The sequence below is a fragment of the Paenibacillus sp. BGI2013 genome, assembly GCF_002843485.1.
Taxonomy (GTDB): domain Bacteria; phylum Bacillota; class Bacilli; order Paenibacillales; family Paenibacillaceae; genus Paenibacillus; species Paenibacillus amylolyticus.
Map to the genome: position 1 here is coordinate 89,664 of NZ_PJFA01000018.1, position 16,669 is coordinate 106,332.

The 16,669-nt window shown below is 46.9% G+C and carries 16 protein-coding genes and 1 other annotated feature; of the genes, 14 read left to right on the forward strand and 2 right to left on the reverse strand.

What is annotated here, in order from left to right:
* Positions 1 to 3 precede the first annotated feature (3 nt).
* From aroE to leuS, 9 genes are all read left to right on the forward strand, one after another.
* Positions 4 to 873 carry a shikimate dehydrogenase gene (gene aroE, locus CXK86_RS28820; RefSeq protein WP_076254410.1) on the forward strand — a complete coding sequence of 290 codons (870 nt, stop codon included), beginning with the start codon at positions 4 to 6 and terminating at the stop codon, positions 871 to 873.
* A gap of 269 nt (positions 874 to 1,142) precedes the next feature.
* Positions 1,143 to 1,436: a ribosome assembly RNA-binding protein YhbY gene (yhbY, locus tag CXK86_RS28825; protein WP_017687186.1), complete on the forward strand. Its 294-nt coding sequence runs from the start codon at positions 1,143 to 1,145 to the stop codon at positions 1,434 to 1,436.
* A 15-nt stretch (positions 1,437 to 1,451) separates the two neighbouring features.
* Positions 1,452 to 2,042 (forward strand): nicotinate-nucleotide adenylyltransferase, encoded by a 591-nt coding sequence (locus tag CXK86_RS28830; RefSeq protein WP_076254412.1) that lies wholly within the window; start codon positions 1,452 to 1,454, stop codon positions 2,040 to 2,042.
* Positions 2,026 to 2,592 (forward strand): bis(5'-nucleosyl)-tetraphosphatase (symmetrical) YqeK, encoded by a 567-nt coding sequence (gene yqeK, locus CXK86_RS28835; RefSeq protein ID WP_076254414.1) that lies wholly within the window; start codon positions 2,026 to 2,028, stop codon positions 2,590 to 2,592. Before CXK86_RS28830 ends, yqeK begins: the two co-directional genes overlap by 17 nt.
* A gap of 17 nt (positions 2,593 to 2,609) precedes the next feature.
* A complete protein-coding gene (gene rsfS / locus CXK86_RS28840) occupies positions 2,610 to 2,957 on the forward strand; it encodes a ribosome silencing factor (protein WP_036615136.1) in 348 nt (115 codons plus the stop codon).
* Positions 2,954 to 3,859 (forward strand): CvfB family protein, encoded by a 906-nt coding sequence (locus CXK86_RS28845; protein ID WP_036668546.1) that lies wholly within the window; start codon positions 2,954 to 2,956, stop codon positions 3,857 to 3,859. The genes rsfS and CXK86_RS28845 overlap by 4 nt, the downstream gene beginning before the upstream one ends.
* Positions 3,860 to 3,988: 129 nt before the next feature.
* Positions 3,989 to 4,759: a class I SAM-dependent DNA methyltransferase gene (locus CXK86_RS28850; RefSeq protein ID WP_076254435.1), complete on the forward strand. Its 771-nt coding sequence runs from the start codon at positions 3,989 to 3,991 to the stop codon at positions 4,757 to 4,759.
* A 222-nt stretch (positions 4,760 to 4,981) separates the two neighbouring features.
* On the forward strand, positions 4,982 to 5,938 hold the full coding sequence (locus CXK86_RS28855) for a phosphotransferase family protein (RefSeq protein ID WP_101314970.1): 957 nt from the start codon (positions 4,982 to 4,984) through the stop codon (positions 5,936 to 5,938).
* 112 nt (positions 5,939 to 6,050) lie between these two features.
* Positions 6,051 to 6,320, forward strand: a binding site (T-box leader).
* Between the two features lie 78 nt (positions 6,321 to 6,398).
* A complete protein-coding gene (gene leuS, locus CXK86_RS28860) occupies positions 6,399 to 8,843 on the forward strand; it encodes a leucine--tRNA ligase (RefSeq protein ID WP_036615125.1) in 2,445 nt (814 codons plus the stop codon).
* Here leuS and comER read toward each other — a convergent pair.
* Positions 8,824 to 9,669 carry a late competence protein ComER gene (gene comER, locus CXK86_RS28865; protein WP_036668550.1) on the reverse strand — a complete coding sequence of 282 codons (846 nt, stop codon included), beginning with the start codon at positions 9,667 to 9,669 and terminating at the stop codon, positions 8,824 to 8,826. The two genes, leuS and comER, sit on opposite strands and share 20 nt — an antisense overlap.
* Positions 9,670 to 9,854: 185 nt before the next feature.
* On the opposite strand from comER, the gene CXK86_RS28870 reads away from it, so the two are divergent.
* The 3 genes from CXK86_RS28870 (at position 9,855) to CXK86_RS28880 (ending at position 14,021) form a co-directional block, all read left to right on the forward strand.
* Positions 9,855 to 10,490 (forward strand): ComEA family DNA-binding protein, encoded by a 636-nt coding sequence (locus CXK86_RS28870; RefSeq protein WP_076254417.1) that lies wholly within the window; start codon positions 9,855 to 9,857, stop codon positions 10,488 to 10,490.
* Between the two features lie 39 nt (positions 10,491 to 10,529).
* On the forward strand, positions 10,530 to 11,048 hold the full coding sequence (locus CXK86_RS28875) for a deoxycytidylate deaminase (protein WP_017687196.1): 519 nt from the start codon (positions 10,530 to 10,532) through the stop codon (positions 11,046 to 11,048).
* Between the two features lie 102 nt (positions 11,049 to 11,150).
* On the forward strand, positions 11,151 to 14,021 hold the full coding sequence (locus tag CXK86_RS28880) for a ComEC/Rec2 family competence protein (RefSeq protein ID WP_101314971.1): 2,871 nt from the start codon (positions 11,151 to 11,153) through the stop codon (positions 14,019 to 14,021).
* 18 nt (positions 14,022 to 14,039) lie between these two features.
* On the opposite strand, the gene CXK86_RS28885 is transcribed toward CXK86_RS28880, so the two are convergent.
* Entirely contained in the window at positions 14,040 to 14,489 is a 450-nt protein-coding gene (locus tag CXK86_RS28885) for a hypothetical protein (RefSeq protein WP_101314972.1), read from the reverse strand.
* Between the two features lie 620 nt (positions 14,490 to 15,109).
* Between CXK86_RS28885 and CXK86_RS28890 the strand changes: the two genes are divergently transcribed.
* On the forward strand, positions 15,110 to 15,622 hold the full coding sequence (locus tag CXK86_RS28890) for an RNA polymerase sigma factor SigV (RefSeq protein ID WP_036615117.1): 513 nt from the start codon (positions 15,110 to 15,112) through the stop codon (positions 15,620 to 15,622).
* The gene (gene rsiV, locus CXK86_RS28895) at positions 15,619 to 16,509 is read left to right on the forward strand and encodes an anti-sigma-V factor RsiV (RefSeq protein WP_076254424.1); all 891 of its coding nucleotides are present in this window, start codon (positions 15,619 to 15,621) and stop codon (positions 16,507 to 16,509) included. Before CXK86_RS28890 ends, rsiV begins: the two co-directional genes overlap by 4 nt.
* Positions 16,510 to 16,669: the final 160 nt, after the last annotated feature.

Sequence of the window (16,669 nt, forward strand, 5' to 3'; positions counted from 1 at the left end):
CCTATGTCTGAGCAGAACAAATTCAACTCTTCACTTCCCGTGTTGCTTGGTGTTATGGGTGATCCTATTGCTCACTCCAAGTCTCCGGCAATGCACAATGCGGCTCTGCAGGCTGCAGGAGTGAATGGAATGTATATGCCACTGCATGTTCATCCGGATCAACTGGAAGCGGCCGTTCGCGGAATTGTGGCACTGGGCTATCGTGGTGTTAATGTGACCATCCCGCACAAAGAGCAGGTGATGCAGTATCTGGATGTGATCGATGAAAGTGCTCGCCTGATTGGTGCGGTGAATACCATCGTTAATGAAGGTGGAACACTGACAGGGTACAATACGGATGGTATTGGTTATGTCCGATCGTTGAAGGAAGAGGCTGTGCCTGAGCTTGCGGGCAAACGTATCGCTGTCCTGGGAGCAGGTGGAGCAGCGAGAGGTGTCATATATGCACTTGCACTGGAGAAGCCTGAACGGATCCACATTCTGAACCGTACAGCGGACAGGGCTATTACACTTGCTTCGGATTTACGAGGCCATGGCTTGGGAGAAATCTCGGGCAGTGGCATGGAAGACGCTACAACGGTACTGGCTACGGCTGATATCGTGATTAACACAACGGCTGCCGGAATGCACCCGCATGTTGATGACGTACCGGTTGATCCTGCACTAATTCGTGAAGGCGCAGCTGTGAGTGATCTGATCTATAATCCGCTGGAAACTCGCCTGCTTCGGGAGTCGCGGTTACGTGGATGCACAGTGCACGGTGGTCTGGGTATGTTTGTATATCAGGGCGCTGTAGCCTTTGAACATTGGCTCGGCATCCCGGCTCCTGTGGAGACGATGAGACGTGCAGTGCTAAACAGTTTTGAAGTGTGAAAATGATATTAAGAGTACAGGCAGACGACGAGTGCAGAACCAATCTGAAGAAACGAAGTGGTCGCATTTATCACCGGATTTTCCCTTTGTGAAAAGGGATCAGAAAAATCTGGGGATAACAGCGATCGGAAGATGGTACTGCAATCGGAGTCACCTTGTGTACTCAGTGATCATTTTCACCATTGAAAAATAATAATTGAATGGTCAGGTCCGGACAGTTTTTGCGCTGTCGATCAGGGCCTGCTCAACATAAGGAGTATGGAGTATTCATGTTAAACGGTAAACAAAAGCGCTTTTTGCGGTCACAGGCACATCACCTGACCCCTGTATTTCAGATTGGTAAAGGTGGAACCAACGAGCACCTGTTCCGTCACATCGAAGATGCGATTGAGAAGCGCGAATTGATGAAAGTGCAAGTGTTGAACAACAATGACGAGGACAGAAAAGAGATGGCAGAAGAAGTTGCCCGTGAAACGGGAAGTGAGCTTGTACAACTCATCGGTAACACAATCATCCTGTACAAAGAATCTCGCGATAACAAACAAATCGAACTACCTAGATAAGGGAGCGTGACGCAGGTGAAGATCGGCATCATGGGTGGTACGTTTGATCCGATCCACATGGGACACCTCCTGGCAGCTGAAGCGGCAAGGGATTCACATGCACTGGATGAGATCTGGTTCATGCCTTCCCATGTTCCACCTCACAAACGCGGAGCCGGAGCTTCGGGACAGCAACGTCTCGATATGACGGAAGCGGCTGTGAATGGTGTGCAGCAATATGAGGTGCTGGGTATCGAGATGGAATTGGGCGGCGTGTCTTATACCATCGATACGATGAAGGAACTGTGGCGTCGCCATCCTGAACATGAATTTTATTTCATTATCGGGGCGGATATGGTGAACTATCTCCCCAAATGGGAGCAGATTGAAGAGCTTGCAGAACGCTTAACCTTTATCGGAGTTGGTCGGCCGGGCTTCCAGTTACATCTGGATGATTTACCAGACGAGTTACAGGATCGGGTCCTGCTGGCCGAGATGCCCTTGGTCGATATTTCATCGACAGCCGTACGCAGACGTCTGGCCAAAGGTCATTCGGTACGCTTCATGATTCCTGATGAAGTGCACCAATACATTGTAAGGAGCGGTTTATATGGCACTAAGCCGTGATGAACTGATTCAAGCCGTATCCGGACAAATGCCGGAAAAACGCTGGAAGCATACACTGGGTGTAATGGAATCGTCAGTGATGTTGGCTGAAAAATACGGTGCTGATCCTGTGAAAGCAGATCTGGCAGCGATATTGCATGATGTGGCGAAGTACTGGCCCGTAGCGAAGATGGAAGCGGTCATCCGTGATAACGGGTTAAACCAGGAACTTCTGCAGCATGACAAGCAACTCTGGCATTCCGAAGTCGGTGCTTTTGTAGCCAAGCGTGATTACGGTGTGGAAGATTCCGAAGTTATTAATGCCATCCGGTGGCATACCTCGGGTCGGGTAGGCATGAGCTTGCTGGACAAAGTGGTATGTCTTGCCGATTACATTGAACCGGGACGAGATTTCCCGGGAGTGGATCACATTCGCGAACAGGCTGAACGTAGTCTGGAGGAAGGTTTAATTGCCGGATTCGATTCGACGATCAGCTTGCTGATCTCGCAACGACGTGTCATTTATCCTTTGACCATGCTGTCGCGGAATGACTTAATTGCACAATTATAGATTATGGAGGTTGGTTCATGACAGTATCATCGAAAGAACTTATGAATATGGCGGTTGCTGCCGCTGACGACAAAAAGGCATCCAACATTGTAGCGTTGGATCTGATTAATGTTTCCCTGGTGGCAGATTATTTTGTTATTTGTCACGGGAATTCCGATACACAGGTACAAGCCATTGCCACTGAAATTCGCAAACAGGCTCATGCAGCCGGAGCGACGATCAAAGGTATCGAAGGTATGGATTCCGCACGTTGGGTATTGATGGACATGGGCGATGTTGTTGTTCATATCTTCCACCGTGACGAGCGCGAATATTACAACATTGAACGACTATGGTCTGATGCCAAAGTGGTGGAAACTGTATGAGTTTGATTGCTGGAACAGTCGTCTCTTTGCCGGTTTCACGTGAAGTGTCTCCGTTTGGCTTCTTTTTGACGACAGGATCGGAAGATGTACTGCTTCACTACACCGAGTTAACACGGGATATTAAAATTGGTGAGACGCTTGAGGTATTTGTATTCTTTGATACAGAAGATCGTCTGGCCGTAACGATGAAAAAGCCTTATCTCATGCTTGGCGAAATGGCACGACTGGTTGTGGCTGATGTTCACCCACGACTGGGCTGTTTCTTGGAAATGGGTCTTGGACGGCAATTGCTGCTTCCTATTCGTGAATTGCCTGAACTGGAAGAACTGCGTCCTCAAGTGGGGGATGAAGTCTTTGTAATCATGGAACATGACAAGCAGGGACGTCTGCGTGCCAAATTGGCCGGGGAACGTGAGCTTTCACCATTGTCTTTCCATGCGCCAACTTCATGGTTAAACGAGTGGGTTGAAGCGACGGTATACAAGCCACTGCAGATGGGTACTTTTGTACTTGTAGAGGGCGGTGTACTGGGCTTTGGCGCAATTGGTATGATTCATTCATCCGAACGTAGTCATATGCTGCGTCTTGGTGAAAAAGTGAAATGTCGGGTGACACTGGTACGTGAAGACGGACGTGTGAATCTGGCGATGACTCAACTCAAACAAGTTGGACGTAACGAAGATGCAGACAAGCTGCTCGCCTTTATGAAAGAACGCCCTATGGGTGGCATGCCATACTCGGATGCAACTCCGCCGGATATCATCAAGCAACGCTTTGGCATCAGTAAGTCTGCCTTCAAGCGTGCCTTGGGCAAATTGATGAAAGACGGATTGGTGGTCCAAAAGGAAAGCTGGACGTATCTGTCCGAATCTGCTCCTGCGGATCAAAGTGAAAACAAGTAATCTTCCTGATTAAATAGTTGTAATATGGAACTCGGATAAGGCAGGGATAGGCTGGGTAAACACCGGATGCCCCTGTTTTTTCTTTTGTTAACAGGATTGGAAAATGAAATTGAAAGTGCGGTGCCTGACATGTCTTACCGGAAATTTGCCTATGTGTATGATGAATTAATGGAAGATATGCCTTATCCGGACTGGATAAGGTTTGCAAGAACAGCATGGGAAAAGCATGGAATGCCCAAAAGTGTCGCTGAACTTGGCTGTGGAACGGGCTCCATTACGATCCCGCTCGTGAACTCCGGTTTCGAAGTTACAGGCATTGACCTCTCATCAGATATGCTGTCGGTTGCACGCAGCAAGATGGAGGCTACGCCTCAGGGTCATCGCTTGTATCGTGAGGGCAGTGTCCGTTGGGTGCAGCAGGATATGCGGGAATGGCGAGTTCCGGAACCTGTGGATTCGGTGATATCTTTCTGTGATTGCGTCAATTATTTGCTTGAACAAGAAGATGTCGTTCGAACATTCCAGCGGACATACGAGATGCTGAAGCCTGATGGAACGTTCCTGTTTGATGTGCATCATCCCAATACCCTTATTCGTTATGATGAAGAGCAGCCTTTTGTACTGGATGAGCGCTCCGTGTCGTATATTTGGACATGTGATCTGGATCAGGATCGCTGTGAGATCGAACATCATCTCAGTATTTTTTCGCGTGTGGATGATGGTAGCAAGGATATGTATCAGCGGTTTGAAGAAGTTCATGTCCAGCGTGCATATAACCCGGACTGGATGAAGCTTGAGTTGTCCAAGGCAGGTTTTAGAGACGTGAAGGTATATGCGGATTTTGAATGGAAAGAAGCTGGAGACAGCGCACAGCGCTTGTTCTACGTGGCTGTGAAGTAAGAGCGAATAATGAGAACTGTCCTTATGGTGCATAAGGGCAGTTTTTTGTTTGATTTTTTTATGGAGAATGAATAGCAATAGTCTTAAATAGGGTAGAGGAATGCAAGAAAAGACATAACGACGTGACAAAAAGTATTGCCAGTTAAAGTAAAGAAGGTGATAATAGTCGGATAGAAAGCGTTTTCTGAGGAAATAAATCAAATGTCAATGTGAGGTGTAGAAATGGAAAGTACATATAAAACAAGACTTACGTCAGAACAGTTGAATGCCATAATAGAGCAGCATTTCTCTGCAAGTATACAGGACTACAAGGAAATGGTGGATGGCTGGGCCAATCATGCATATCTCATTACACTGAGTGACGCACAGCGAGTGGTACTCAAAATTGCACCGTCGGCTTCGACAAATCTGATGCGCTGTGAGCAGGATTTCATGATTGCTGAGATTGAGGCACTACGCCTCATCACGGAGCTACAGGATGTTCCCGTACCCCAAGTGCTGGCTTATGATGATTCGTTAACTATGGCTTCAGCGCGTTATTTTATCATGGAGTACATGTCTGGAACACCCTATAATCAGGTCAAGGATCAATATTCTGCGGAAGAGCAGGAGGCCATTGAACACCAGCTCGGTCGGTACAATCGTCGAATTAATGAAATCAAAGGCGAGAAGTTTGGATATTTCTCGGAGCAAAAACAGCAATATTCCACATGGAAAGAAGCATTTATGAATCTGATGGATGATATTCTTACCGACGGGGAAGAAGCCGGAATTACATTTTCAATCGATTATCCTGAATTGAGACGCTTGATTGAAGAGAAATCGGATGTGCTGGACGATGTAAAAGAACCTGTTCTTGTGAGTTGGGATCTGTGGGATGGCAATGTTCTAGTAGACAAAGGTCGTATCACAGCGATTATTGATTTTGAACGTTCACTGTGGGCAGATCCTCTGATGGAGCATTATTTCAGTCATTTTAACTATACACCCGGTTTTGTGAAAGGGTATGGGCATGAGATTACGACTGAAAGTGAGCTGAAAAGAAGAAGTCTCTATGACTTGTACTTTGATCTGGTGCTGCGCATTGAGTGCGCTTATCGTCAATATGATAATCAGGAACATGTGAATTGGACCATTCATAATCTGGAGGAAGGCATTGAGCGTTTTCGGTTATCCTGAACAGCAACGAGTATTATTGAACGGTACGAACCGTGTGACTTAAAAGGGTCATTATAACGTGTAATATTGACTTTGGGCTTGCTTTTTTATATAATGGTCCCGATATTGTATACATATTTCGATGATAAGGATCAGTAGTAATTCCTGTACATAACAGAGAGCCGGCGGTTGGTGCAAGCCGGTTGACAGTGATTTGCGAACTCGCCTTGGAGAAATGCGGTGATTACACCATTCTGTTTAACCTGCTTGTATAAAGCTTGGGTTCAGGAATGGAAATCCGCATCGGTTAACCGCCGTTACAGGTCCAAAGGGAGTGGATGACGAAGCACGTTCGTCCACTAACTAGGGTGGTACCACGGGAATTCAACCTCTCGTCCCTAGCGCTGCAAACGCTACGGGATGCTGAGGTTTTTTTGTTGCAATTAAAGCTAAAGTGAATAACCTGAAGGAGGAACAATAGATGAGTGAGAATAACCAGCCGAAACACGGCTATCAGCCACAAGTCATGGAAAAAAGTTGGCAGCAATATTGGGATGCAAATAAAACGTTTAAAACGGGTGAGGACCCTGCTAAACCGAAATTTTATGCACTGGATATGTTCCCTTATCCATCCGGTTCAGGTCTGCACGTAGGTCACCCGGAAGGATATACGGCAACGGATATCGTTTCCCGTTACAAACGTATGCGCGGTTACAACGTATTGCACCCAATGGGTTGGGATGCTTTCGGTCTGCCTGCTGAGCAGCATGCACTGGATACAGGTGAACATCCACGAGATATTACATTCCGTAATATTGACAATTTCCGTCGCCAGATCAAATCGCTTGGTTTCTCCTATGACTGGGATCGTGAGATCAGCACAACGGACCCTGAATACTATAAATGGACGCAATGGATCTTTATTCAGCTGTACAACAAAGGTCTGGCTTATGTAGATGAAGTTGCAGTTAACTGGTGTGAAGCCCTTGGAACGGTACTTGCTAATGAAGAGGTTATTGATGGCAAGAGTGAACGCGGAGGACATCCGGTTGTACGCAAACCGATGCGTCAATGGGTTCTGAGAATTACCGAGTATGCAGAGCGTCTGTTGGAAGACCTGGAAGAGCTGGATTGGTCTGAAAGCATCAAGGATATGCAGCGCAACTGGATCGGTAAATCGACAGGGGCGGAAGTTGTATTTGCCATTGAGGGTCGCGAGGAAGTTATCAAGGTGTTCACTACCCGTGCGGACACATTGTTCGGTGCGAGCTTTGCAGTACTGGCTCCGGAACATGAGTTGGTAGAAGCAATTACAACCGATGACCAACGTGAAGCTATTCAGGCTTATCAGGAGCAGGCTTCTCGTAAGAGTGATCTGGAACGTACAGATTTGGCCAAAGACAAAACAGGTGTATTCACTGGCGCTTATGCAATCAACCCTGTTAATGGTGCAAAACTGCCGATCTGGATTGCTGATTACGTTCTTGCAGGTTACGGCACAGGTGCGGTTATGGCAGTTCCGGGTCATGATGCGCGTGATTGGGAATTTGCGAAGCAGTTCGGTCTGGATATCATCGAGGTTATTCAAGGTGGAGACGTTACACAAGAGGCATATTCGGGTGATGGCGCACATGTGAATTCCGATTTCTTGAACGGACTGAACAATGAAGAAGCGGTTGCCAAGATGATTGCTTGGTTGGAAGAGAACGGTAAAGGACAAGGGAAAGTGACCTATCGTCTGCGCGATTGGCTGTTCAGCCGTCAGCGTTACTGGGGTGAGCCAATCCCGATTCTGCATCTGGAAGACGGAACGATGAAGACAGTACCTGAGGATCAACTTCCACTGCTGCTGCCTGATATCGACCAGATCAAACCTTCGGGTACAGGAGAATCACCACTGGCGAATGTTACGGAGTGGGTGAATACGGTAGATCCGGAAACGGGAATGAAGGCACGTCGCGAGACCAATACCATGCCACAATGGGCGGGTAGCTGCTGGTATTACCTGCGCTTTATCGATCCGCGCAATGACAAGGAACTGATCTCCAAGGAGAAACAGCAGCAGTGGCTGCCAGTTGATCTGTACATTGGCGGAGCAGAGCACGCCGTACTTCACTTGCTGTACGCTCGTTTCTGGCACAAAGTGCTGTATGATCTGGGTGTTGTGGAGACCAAAGAGCCTTTCCACAAACTGGTCAACCAAGGTATGATCCTGGGTACCAATAATGAGAAAATGAGTAAATCTCGTGGTAATGTCATTAACCCGGATGAAATCGTGAATGAATTCGGTGCAGATACATTGCGTCTGTACGAGATGTTCATGGGACCATTGGAAGCGACAAAACCGTGGAATGCAAACGGGGTTGAAGGCATGCACCGCTTCCTGTCACGTGTATGGCGTCTCTTCATTAACGAAGACACAGGAGCCATCAATGACAAGATTACGGTGGACGGTGGAACGGATGAGTTCAAACGAACTGCTCACAAAACGATCAAAAAGGTTACGGATGATCTGGAACATCTGCGCTTCAACACATCCATCAGCCAGCTGATGATTTTCATCAACGATGCATACAAAGCGGACACACTGCCTCGTGAAGCGATGGAGAAATTTGTGCAGCTGTTGTCACCACTGGCACCGCATATGGCAGAGGAACTGTGGAGCCGTTTGGGTCACGAAGGTGGGATCTCTTACGTGGCTTGGCCTGAATATGATGAGTCCATGACAGTGGATGCGGAAGTAGAAATCGTTGTTCAGGTAAATGGTAAAATTGTAACTCGTGCTACGATCGCGAAGGATCTGGATGCACAGGGTATGCAGGACTTTACGATGGAGCTGGCACCTGTTAAGCAGGCGCTGGAAGGCAAGACCATTCGCAAGGTCATTGCCGTTCCAGGCAAACTCGTTAATATTGTTGCCGGTTAATCTCACCGGCTCGGAATAGTTCATCCAGCTTTAACAAATCTTCATCATATTTGTCATGTGTCGTGTGGATCAGGTTGTCGAAAACGCCGTCAAGACTAACCTTCAGCAGTGCGAGTGCCTGAGCGGTAATACCGCCAGGTACAGCGACACGAGCCTGAAGCTCTTGCGGGGTGTATCCTCCTTCGGTGAGCAGCTTGCCTGTTCCCAGGAGCATTTCGCCAGCCAGAGCGCAGGCATCTGCCCTTTTGATGCCTGTCAGCTTCACTGCACTTTCGATCCACTGTTCCAAAAAGAACGATATGAATGCAGGTCCGCAGCTGGAGAAGTCGGATGTGATTCGTGTACAGGCTTCATCCACTTGGTACGGCCTGCCTATATGACTGAGCAGACTTTCCAACACAGCGCGGTCTTCACTGGTCATTCGTTCGCCATGTATGCAGAGGGATGCTCCACTGCCGACTTGGTGTGTGACGCTGGGAATTACCTTGGAGACTTTGCAAGGAAGTGAAGATTCCAGATGTCGCAGCTGCACGGGACTGGTGATCGAGACAATTATATGATTGGGATTCACGACAGGCAGGATGTCGTCAATAACATGTTTGAATTCAAGCGGCTTCACGCACAGGAAGATGATGTTGCTTCGGATCACCGTTTCCCGATTGCTCTGGGATTCATGCAGACCGGGGTAACGGAGGGATAACTGACGTACTTTGGACGGGGTTCGATTGCTGGCCGCGATCTGCCGGGGCTCAAGTGCACCCGATTGGATCAGGGCATAGATTAGCAGGCTGCCCATGCTGCCGGTTCCGATAAATCCAACCTTCATTGTTTCAGGCCTCCTTTCATGCTTTACGGTACTGGCGCAGTTCATTCCCTCTATTCTATGCGTGAGGACCTGTTTCACATGACATGAAAAATGCACAACTTGTTTCATCAGGAAAGTTCAACGGTTCGGAAGCACCGCCCGTGTTCGAAATGAATGATTTTGAATTCAGGGAGAGGTGTGGAAGAATGAGATGGAACAAAGGGATGACCATTGCTGCTGCGGTGGTTGGAAGTATACTTATATTATGGTCGGGCAAAAGTGAACAACCACCTAGTGGCTGGGAACCCTTGCAGCTCGGCACCGAGAAGCCGACGATAGAGCAGGAACTCCCTGTTGTACAGTCGGCTACTTCGGTTCAGGGCAATACAGGAGCATCTTCGGGAGCTGATGCAAGTGGGATGCAGACTGGGAATGAGACAAAGGCAGAAGAGTCTAAAGGGCTTGCGAGCGTTAGGGTTGAAGGTGATACAGCTGTTCGAACTACAAGTCAGACGAATGATAATCCACCGGACACCTCAAATTCGATTGAACCAGTTGCGCAGGGTACGAATTCTGATCTTTCGGTTACCTCGGAGACGGCATCAAGCAGTAATCCACCTGTAGTTCGTGAGGAATCTGGCGACAATGGCAAGATTGATGTGAATACCGCTCCTGTCTCCAAGCTTATCGAGCTTCCCGGAATTGGGGAGAAGAAGGCTCAAGCTATTGTGGACTATCGGAATGCACATGGTCCTTTTGCGAAAGTCAGTGATCTGACAAAGGTCAAAGGAATCGGGATGAAGATGCTGGAGAAGATGGCGCCGTATGTGCAGATCCGGTAAAATTAAAATATAAATTGTATTAAGCGGGAGGAAAGCAGCATGAGTACAGAGGTACGCAAGGACTGGGATACGTATTTTATGGACATCGCGTATATGGTTTCCACCCGTTCCCGCTGTTCGCGTCGTCATGTGGGCGCCGTTCTTGTTCAGGGAAAGAAACTGCTGGGAACAGCCTATAATGGTGCACCCACCGGCGTCCCGGATTGTTCTGAAGCAGGTTGCATGATATCGGAAGAGTATGAGTTGGTCGTGACCGATGGGCAAGAAGAAATGGTGAAAAAGCAAAGATGCATTCGCACAATTCATGCGGAGCAAAATTTGCTTTTATTCACAGATCGAATCGACCGCGAAGGCTCGTCCGTGTATGTGACCGACGAACCTTGCTGGACATGTGCCAATATGCTGGCGAATAGCGGGATTACAGAAATCGTGTTTCATCGTTCTTATCCTAAAGATACCGGCAAGGTTACCAATATGATGGAACAGAAGGGCATAACGTTCCGCAGGCTGGAGAATTACCAGCCCCCGCGGGAAACGATGATGACTGTGAGCAATTAATGTAAATATGGTCGAATACGTGAGGGAGAACCTCCGGCAAGCCTGAATGGGCTTTCCGGGGGTTTTTCTGCGTTCAACGGGTGAAATGAAGGAGGGGTAGAGATGAAAGGCAGACCATTATTAAGCTTTACGATTTGTTGGTTGTGCGGGAGCGGGATAGCATGCGCGTTAACAGGCTGGACGTTAATCTGGGGGTTAATTGGAGCTCTGGCATGTCTGCCACTTTTGCTTCGTTTTATGGATGTGCGTGGATGGTCTGTTTTATTTTTACTCGCTGCCTTTATTGGAGGTGCTGCACATTGGGAGTGGAATGACGTAAGCAATCATAGCAGTCTGCCGGAGACCATGCATATCGCTACTCACGAGTTGGACGGATGGTCAGCTGAAATTCAGGGTGAGCTGGTGTCAGATGTACGTATTGATGGAGATCGGGCTGACTTTAAGATTCAGATGTCTTCAATATTGGCAACATCGGATTCGTCAGCAGATGCAGATCTGACAGCATCATCTGCATTCAAAATAGATGAACAATTGATGGTACAAGTCAGACTGTTGGAGGAAGAAGAACAACAGGTAGCAGCGGGCTGGAAGAGGGGCGATTTGATTACGCTTAATGGTTCTTTTGTCCTTCCTGGTGAAGCCAGGAACTTTGGCGGGTTTGATTATCGCAGTTACTTGCGTACCCTGCATATCCACTGGTTGTTCAAAGTGAAAGGAGCCAGTTCGGTAACAGCAGTTGCTCCTGAGGGACTTGGACAATATAACATACTAAGGTGGACGGATTGGACTAGGCATAAGTTGGGCTCGGCGGTTGAGCAGTTATTTCCAGAGCCTCATGCTGGATATATGAAGGGTCTTATTATCGGGATGGCTACTGATATCGATCCAGGTACCTATGGTCAGTTTTCACAACTGGGTTTAACGCATATCCTGGCAATCTCCGGAACCCATGTCGCAGTATATGTTGCTTCGTTGCTTCTCATTCTATCTTGGCTAAGGCTTACCAGAGAGACGGCACTCACGATTGTTCTGATCCTGGTGCCAGCTTATGTACTGTTATCCGGAGGTTCACCTTCAGTGATTCGGGCAGGAATGATGTCCATGATTGGGTTGTATATGGCACGTCGTGGTCTCGCCAGAGACGGTCTTCAGATGATCAGTGCAGCAGCGTTGCTGATGATGTGGTGGGACCCGTACTTTTTGCTAAGCGTGAGCTTCCAGTTATCCTTTCTCGTGACCGCAGGTTTGATGATCTACATGCCATTGATTAACCGGCTGTTCAGCGGCTGGCCGAAATCTCTGGCTGCAACGGCATCCGTTACAGTGACCGCTCAGTTGATTTCGTTCCCAGTAACCATTCTGTATTTCAATCAGTTCTCATTACTCTCATTTGTGGCCAACTTTCTGCTGGTTTCTTTGATTAGTGCCATTGTATTACCTCTGGGGACGGTCGCCATGTTACTGTCATTCATATGGGTTCCCTTGGCGAAACCCCTCGCATGGATAGTGATGCAACTGAATCAACTGACTTTTGTAAGCGTGGAGTGGATGAACAGCCTGCCAGGTTTTGTATTGATCTGGGCAACACCGTCCTTGTTATGGATTGCCGCATATTATGCTGTGTTGTATGCCTTACTCTACCTGTTGCATCGTGGCAATGGTGAGCAGCAAGAAACAGCGTTTGTTGAGGAAGAGACGGCTCCTCTTGTGAGGGGGCAACCTTCAGTTTCAATGGCGAATATGGGCATTCGCTCTTCGATGTCTACCGTGTTACAGAATCAAGGTAAGAATCGTGTAGATGGAAAAGAAACTTCATTAACGACATTAGGAGCCAGTATTGCCTGGCCGGAATATACAAGTGCATTTACCGCACGAGGTGCAGGATATTATGCACATGAACGAATGAGTATAGCTCAGCAATGGTTGTGCAGGCTGCTCGCAATCAGCTTTATTGCTGGATTATGGTGGGCATATCAGACTCCCAAGCCTGCTGGAGCTGGCATCGTGCAGTTTTTGGATATTGGTCAGGGAGACAGCACATTGATTACAACCCCGGAAGGCAAACATATTCTGGTGGATGGCGGGGGAACGGTTAGTTTTGGGAACACCGAACAATCGTGGAAAACAAGACGTGATCCGTATGAGGTAGGTGCCAAGGTGGTTGTTCCTCTATTGAAAAAAAGAGGTATCCATCAACTGGACGCTGTCATTGTAACGCATGCTGACCAGGATCATGCCGGAGGACTACAGGCTGTGCTGGAACAGATTCCGGTTAAACGTTTCATGTTTAATGGCACGACCAGCGGTAAGGATAACTTTGATAAGTTGCTGAATACAGCCATGGAACGGAAAATTCCTTTATACGCCATTCAGCAGGGCATGTCCTATAAGGCTGATAAAGAGACAAGTTTACATTTTATAGCTCCGGATCTGGCAGATATGGATGTAAATGTATCGGGCAATTTGCCTGTATCTGAACATCAGAATCATGATTCCGTTGTCTTTTTGCTGGAAATGGCGGGGGCTTCCATGTTGTTCACCGGAGATATGGATGCAGTAGCCGAGCAAGACCTGCTCTATATGATTCAGGATGGCTCTTTGGCTGCCCAGTTTGAACAGAAAGGTGCAGATATTGGAGTTACAGAGGGAGTTGTTCAAAGGATACTTACACGCCCGTTGCAGGTTGATTCAAAAGATGCTTCAGCAGCATCTGTCTCCATTGATGTTCTAAAGGTCGCTCATCATGGTAGTAAAACGTCGTCCACTGAAGCCTGGCTCCAATACTGGAACGCCAAAACAGCTGTGATATCTGCAGGAGTTAACAATACATATGGGCATCCCAATCCGGGAGTGATGGAACGTCTGGAGGCTACCGGGTCAGATATTTATCGGACAGATCAGATGGGTGAGGTACAGATGAGGGTCAAAGATGGGGAGATTGAAATTCGGTACAAGTTGGTCGGGGTTGAGTGACGGCACGCAATCTATTTATCAGTGTGAAGATGAGTGAAGAAAACTCCGATTTAATACCAACTGGAAGGTTAAAAAGACAAGAGAACATACAACAATGTGGATAGTTTGAGCAGAAAAAGTATTGAAGTTACGTGTAAATATCGAGTAGATTATCCCACCTATGCAGCCTAATAGACCATATGCAACGATTGCAACGAGCAATCTTTTATACGTATTATCTTTTTTTCTGTATAAAAGTAATCCATCCACCAATATAGAAAGTGGCGTAAGTAAGAAAAGTAAAATAGCGAGGTTAATCAATAATCCAACCGCAAATGTATACCCGAATGAATAATAGTAAGTATTCTCTAATCTTTCATCTATAGGGACATAGTGATATATCCCCATTGCAAGTGAAATGAGAACTGCAGTTAATACAGCTGCAACTATTTTTCCGCGCGGCCTATTGATTCTATGGGTGTTTGTCATTTAAATATTGACCTCCCTAAATAACTATATTCAATAAGAGATAGGCTAAGGCGTTACTATATTTTAACATACAGAGGTTGAGGAAAAGTGGGAATTAGAGAAAGAAAGTACTTAGTTGACCTATAAAAGAAAGAAGTCGTTTCGCTGCGAAACGACTTTTTTCTTAATTGCATGGTGGTGACATATTTTTTGGTAGTGGCAGGGTAGGAAATGAGGGAGGGGAGCGTGGTTCCACCGGCACAGATCAGAAGGAGACGGATTAAAAATATGAAATATCGTTACTATAGAAAGCCTACAACGACAAAAGCGCTACAGACTACCAAACAACTTTCGGTTCCGAGTGATACATTGTTTTTTCGGAAAGAAACCTTCGAAAGTTTCAAATGAATTCGGTCATCGGTAGTAGACTGGTATTCGGTAAGTGAAGGATGGGAAGATTATTTTTAAAAGGACGAGGTGCATTTAATAGAGGCACCGAGGTTTACGCTGAGCTGCTTGTGAGGGCCTTGAACGATTTGCAGAAGTGAAAAAAATTTTGGATGCCAAAACTTTTTGGGAACCCGTATACGTCTTACTTCTTGTTACGACAAAAGATTTATATAGAAAAGGAATAATCGGCCATGTTCAATAGGAAAACTGAAAAAATTCTGACACACTGTATTACCGAGCATAAAGAGAACGTATACCGACTTGCGTATAGCTATGTCAAAAATAAGGATGATGCCCTGGATATCGTACAAGACTCCATATACAAAGCGATGACGCATCTCGAACTTTTGAAGAACCCAGATGCGGTCAAAAGCTGGTTTTACCGGATTGTGGTGAATACCGCCCTGGATTTTCTGCGCAGTAACAAAAAGGTTCAGGCGATGGATCATGAAATGATCGAAACCTACAGCCCCGGGGAAGAAGATACGTATACGGACATTGATTTGAAGCGAATGCTCGAATCCTTGCCGGATAAATACAAGAGCGTCATTATACTGAGATATTTTGAAGACATGAAGATCGAAGAAGTTGCGGCTGTGCTGGATGAGAATGTGAATACGATTAAAACAAGGCTGTATCAGGCGCATCAGCTATTGCGAATCAAAATGAATGATGAAACAACCAAAGGAGATCGAGTAAGATGAACAATAACATGGAACAGCTGCGAAAAGAATATCAAGAAATACCCATTCCAGATGAATTGGATAGCATTGTAAACCAATCGATTCATAAATTCTCTAAGGAGGGAAGGAGGGGCCGCGGCTCAAATTACAGATGGTTAGCTGTTTCCAGTGCGGCTGCGGTCATGTTCCTTGTTGCGATCAATGTGAGCCCTCCTGTAGCGAAAGCATTGTCATCCATACCGGGTGTGGACCGGGTTATCCAAGTGCTCACGTTCAAGGAATACGTGGTTGACGAGTCTAATTACAATGCGATTATCAAAGTGCCTTCCATTACCGATATGGAGAATGAGCAGTTGCAAAGCGGGTTGAACGAGAAATATATGAAGGAGAACAAAGCGCTTTACGAAAAGTTCCAGGCGGAAATCAGCGAATTGAAGAAGCAAGGCGGAGGCCATCTGGGACTTGATGTCGGATATGAAGTAAAGACGGACAACGACGAGATTTTATCTATACAAAGATACGTGGTCAAGACCGCTGCTTCATCCTCGGAGGAGCTTCAGTTTGATACGATCGATAAGAAAAACCAAATCCTCATAACTCTGCCGATGCTGTTCAAGGACGATCGTTATGTACGGCTCATCAGCGACAACGTTAAAGAGCAGATGCAGGTGCAAATGAAAGCGGACCCTAATAAGATTTACTGGGCTCCGGGAGCTACCGACGTGCCGATCACCAGTGAGTTCCAGAGCATCGCGAAGGATCAAGGCTTCTATATCAACAACGACGGCAAGCTGGTGATTGCTTTCAACGAATATGACGTTGCGCCAGGCTATATGGGTTCTGTGGAATTCGTCATTCCCACGGATGTGTTGAAAGACGTTCTGATTAATAACAAATACATTAAGTAATGGAAGAGACCGGTGATGGGGTACCCCGCGCCGGTTTTTCGTATTGTCAGGTTAGCCAGTAATTACTGGTTGGCCTTTTTTTGTGGTCGTTTTACGATGGGGGAAGCCGGGAGAACGTGGCGGTTTTAGGGGCTAGGACCTCGTAACAAAAACAGTTCTC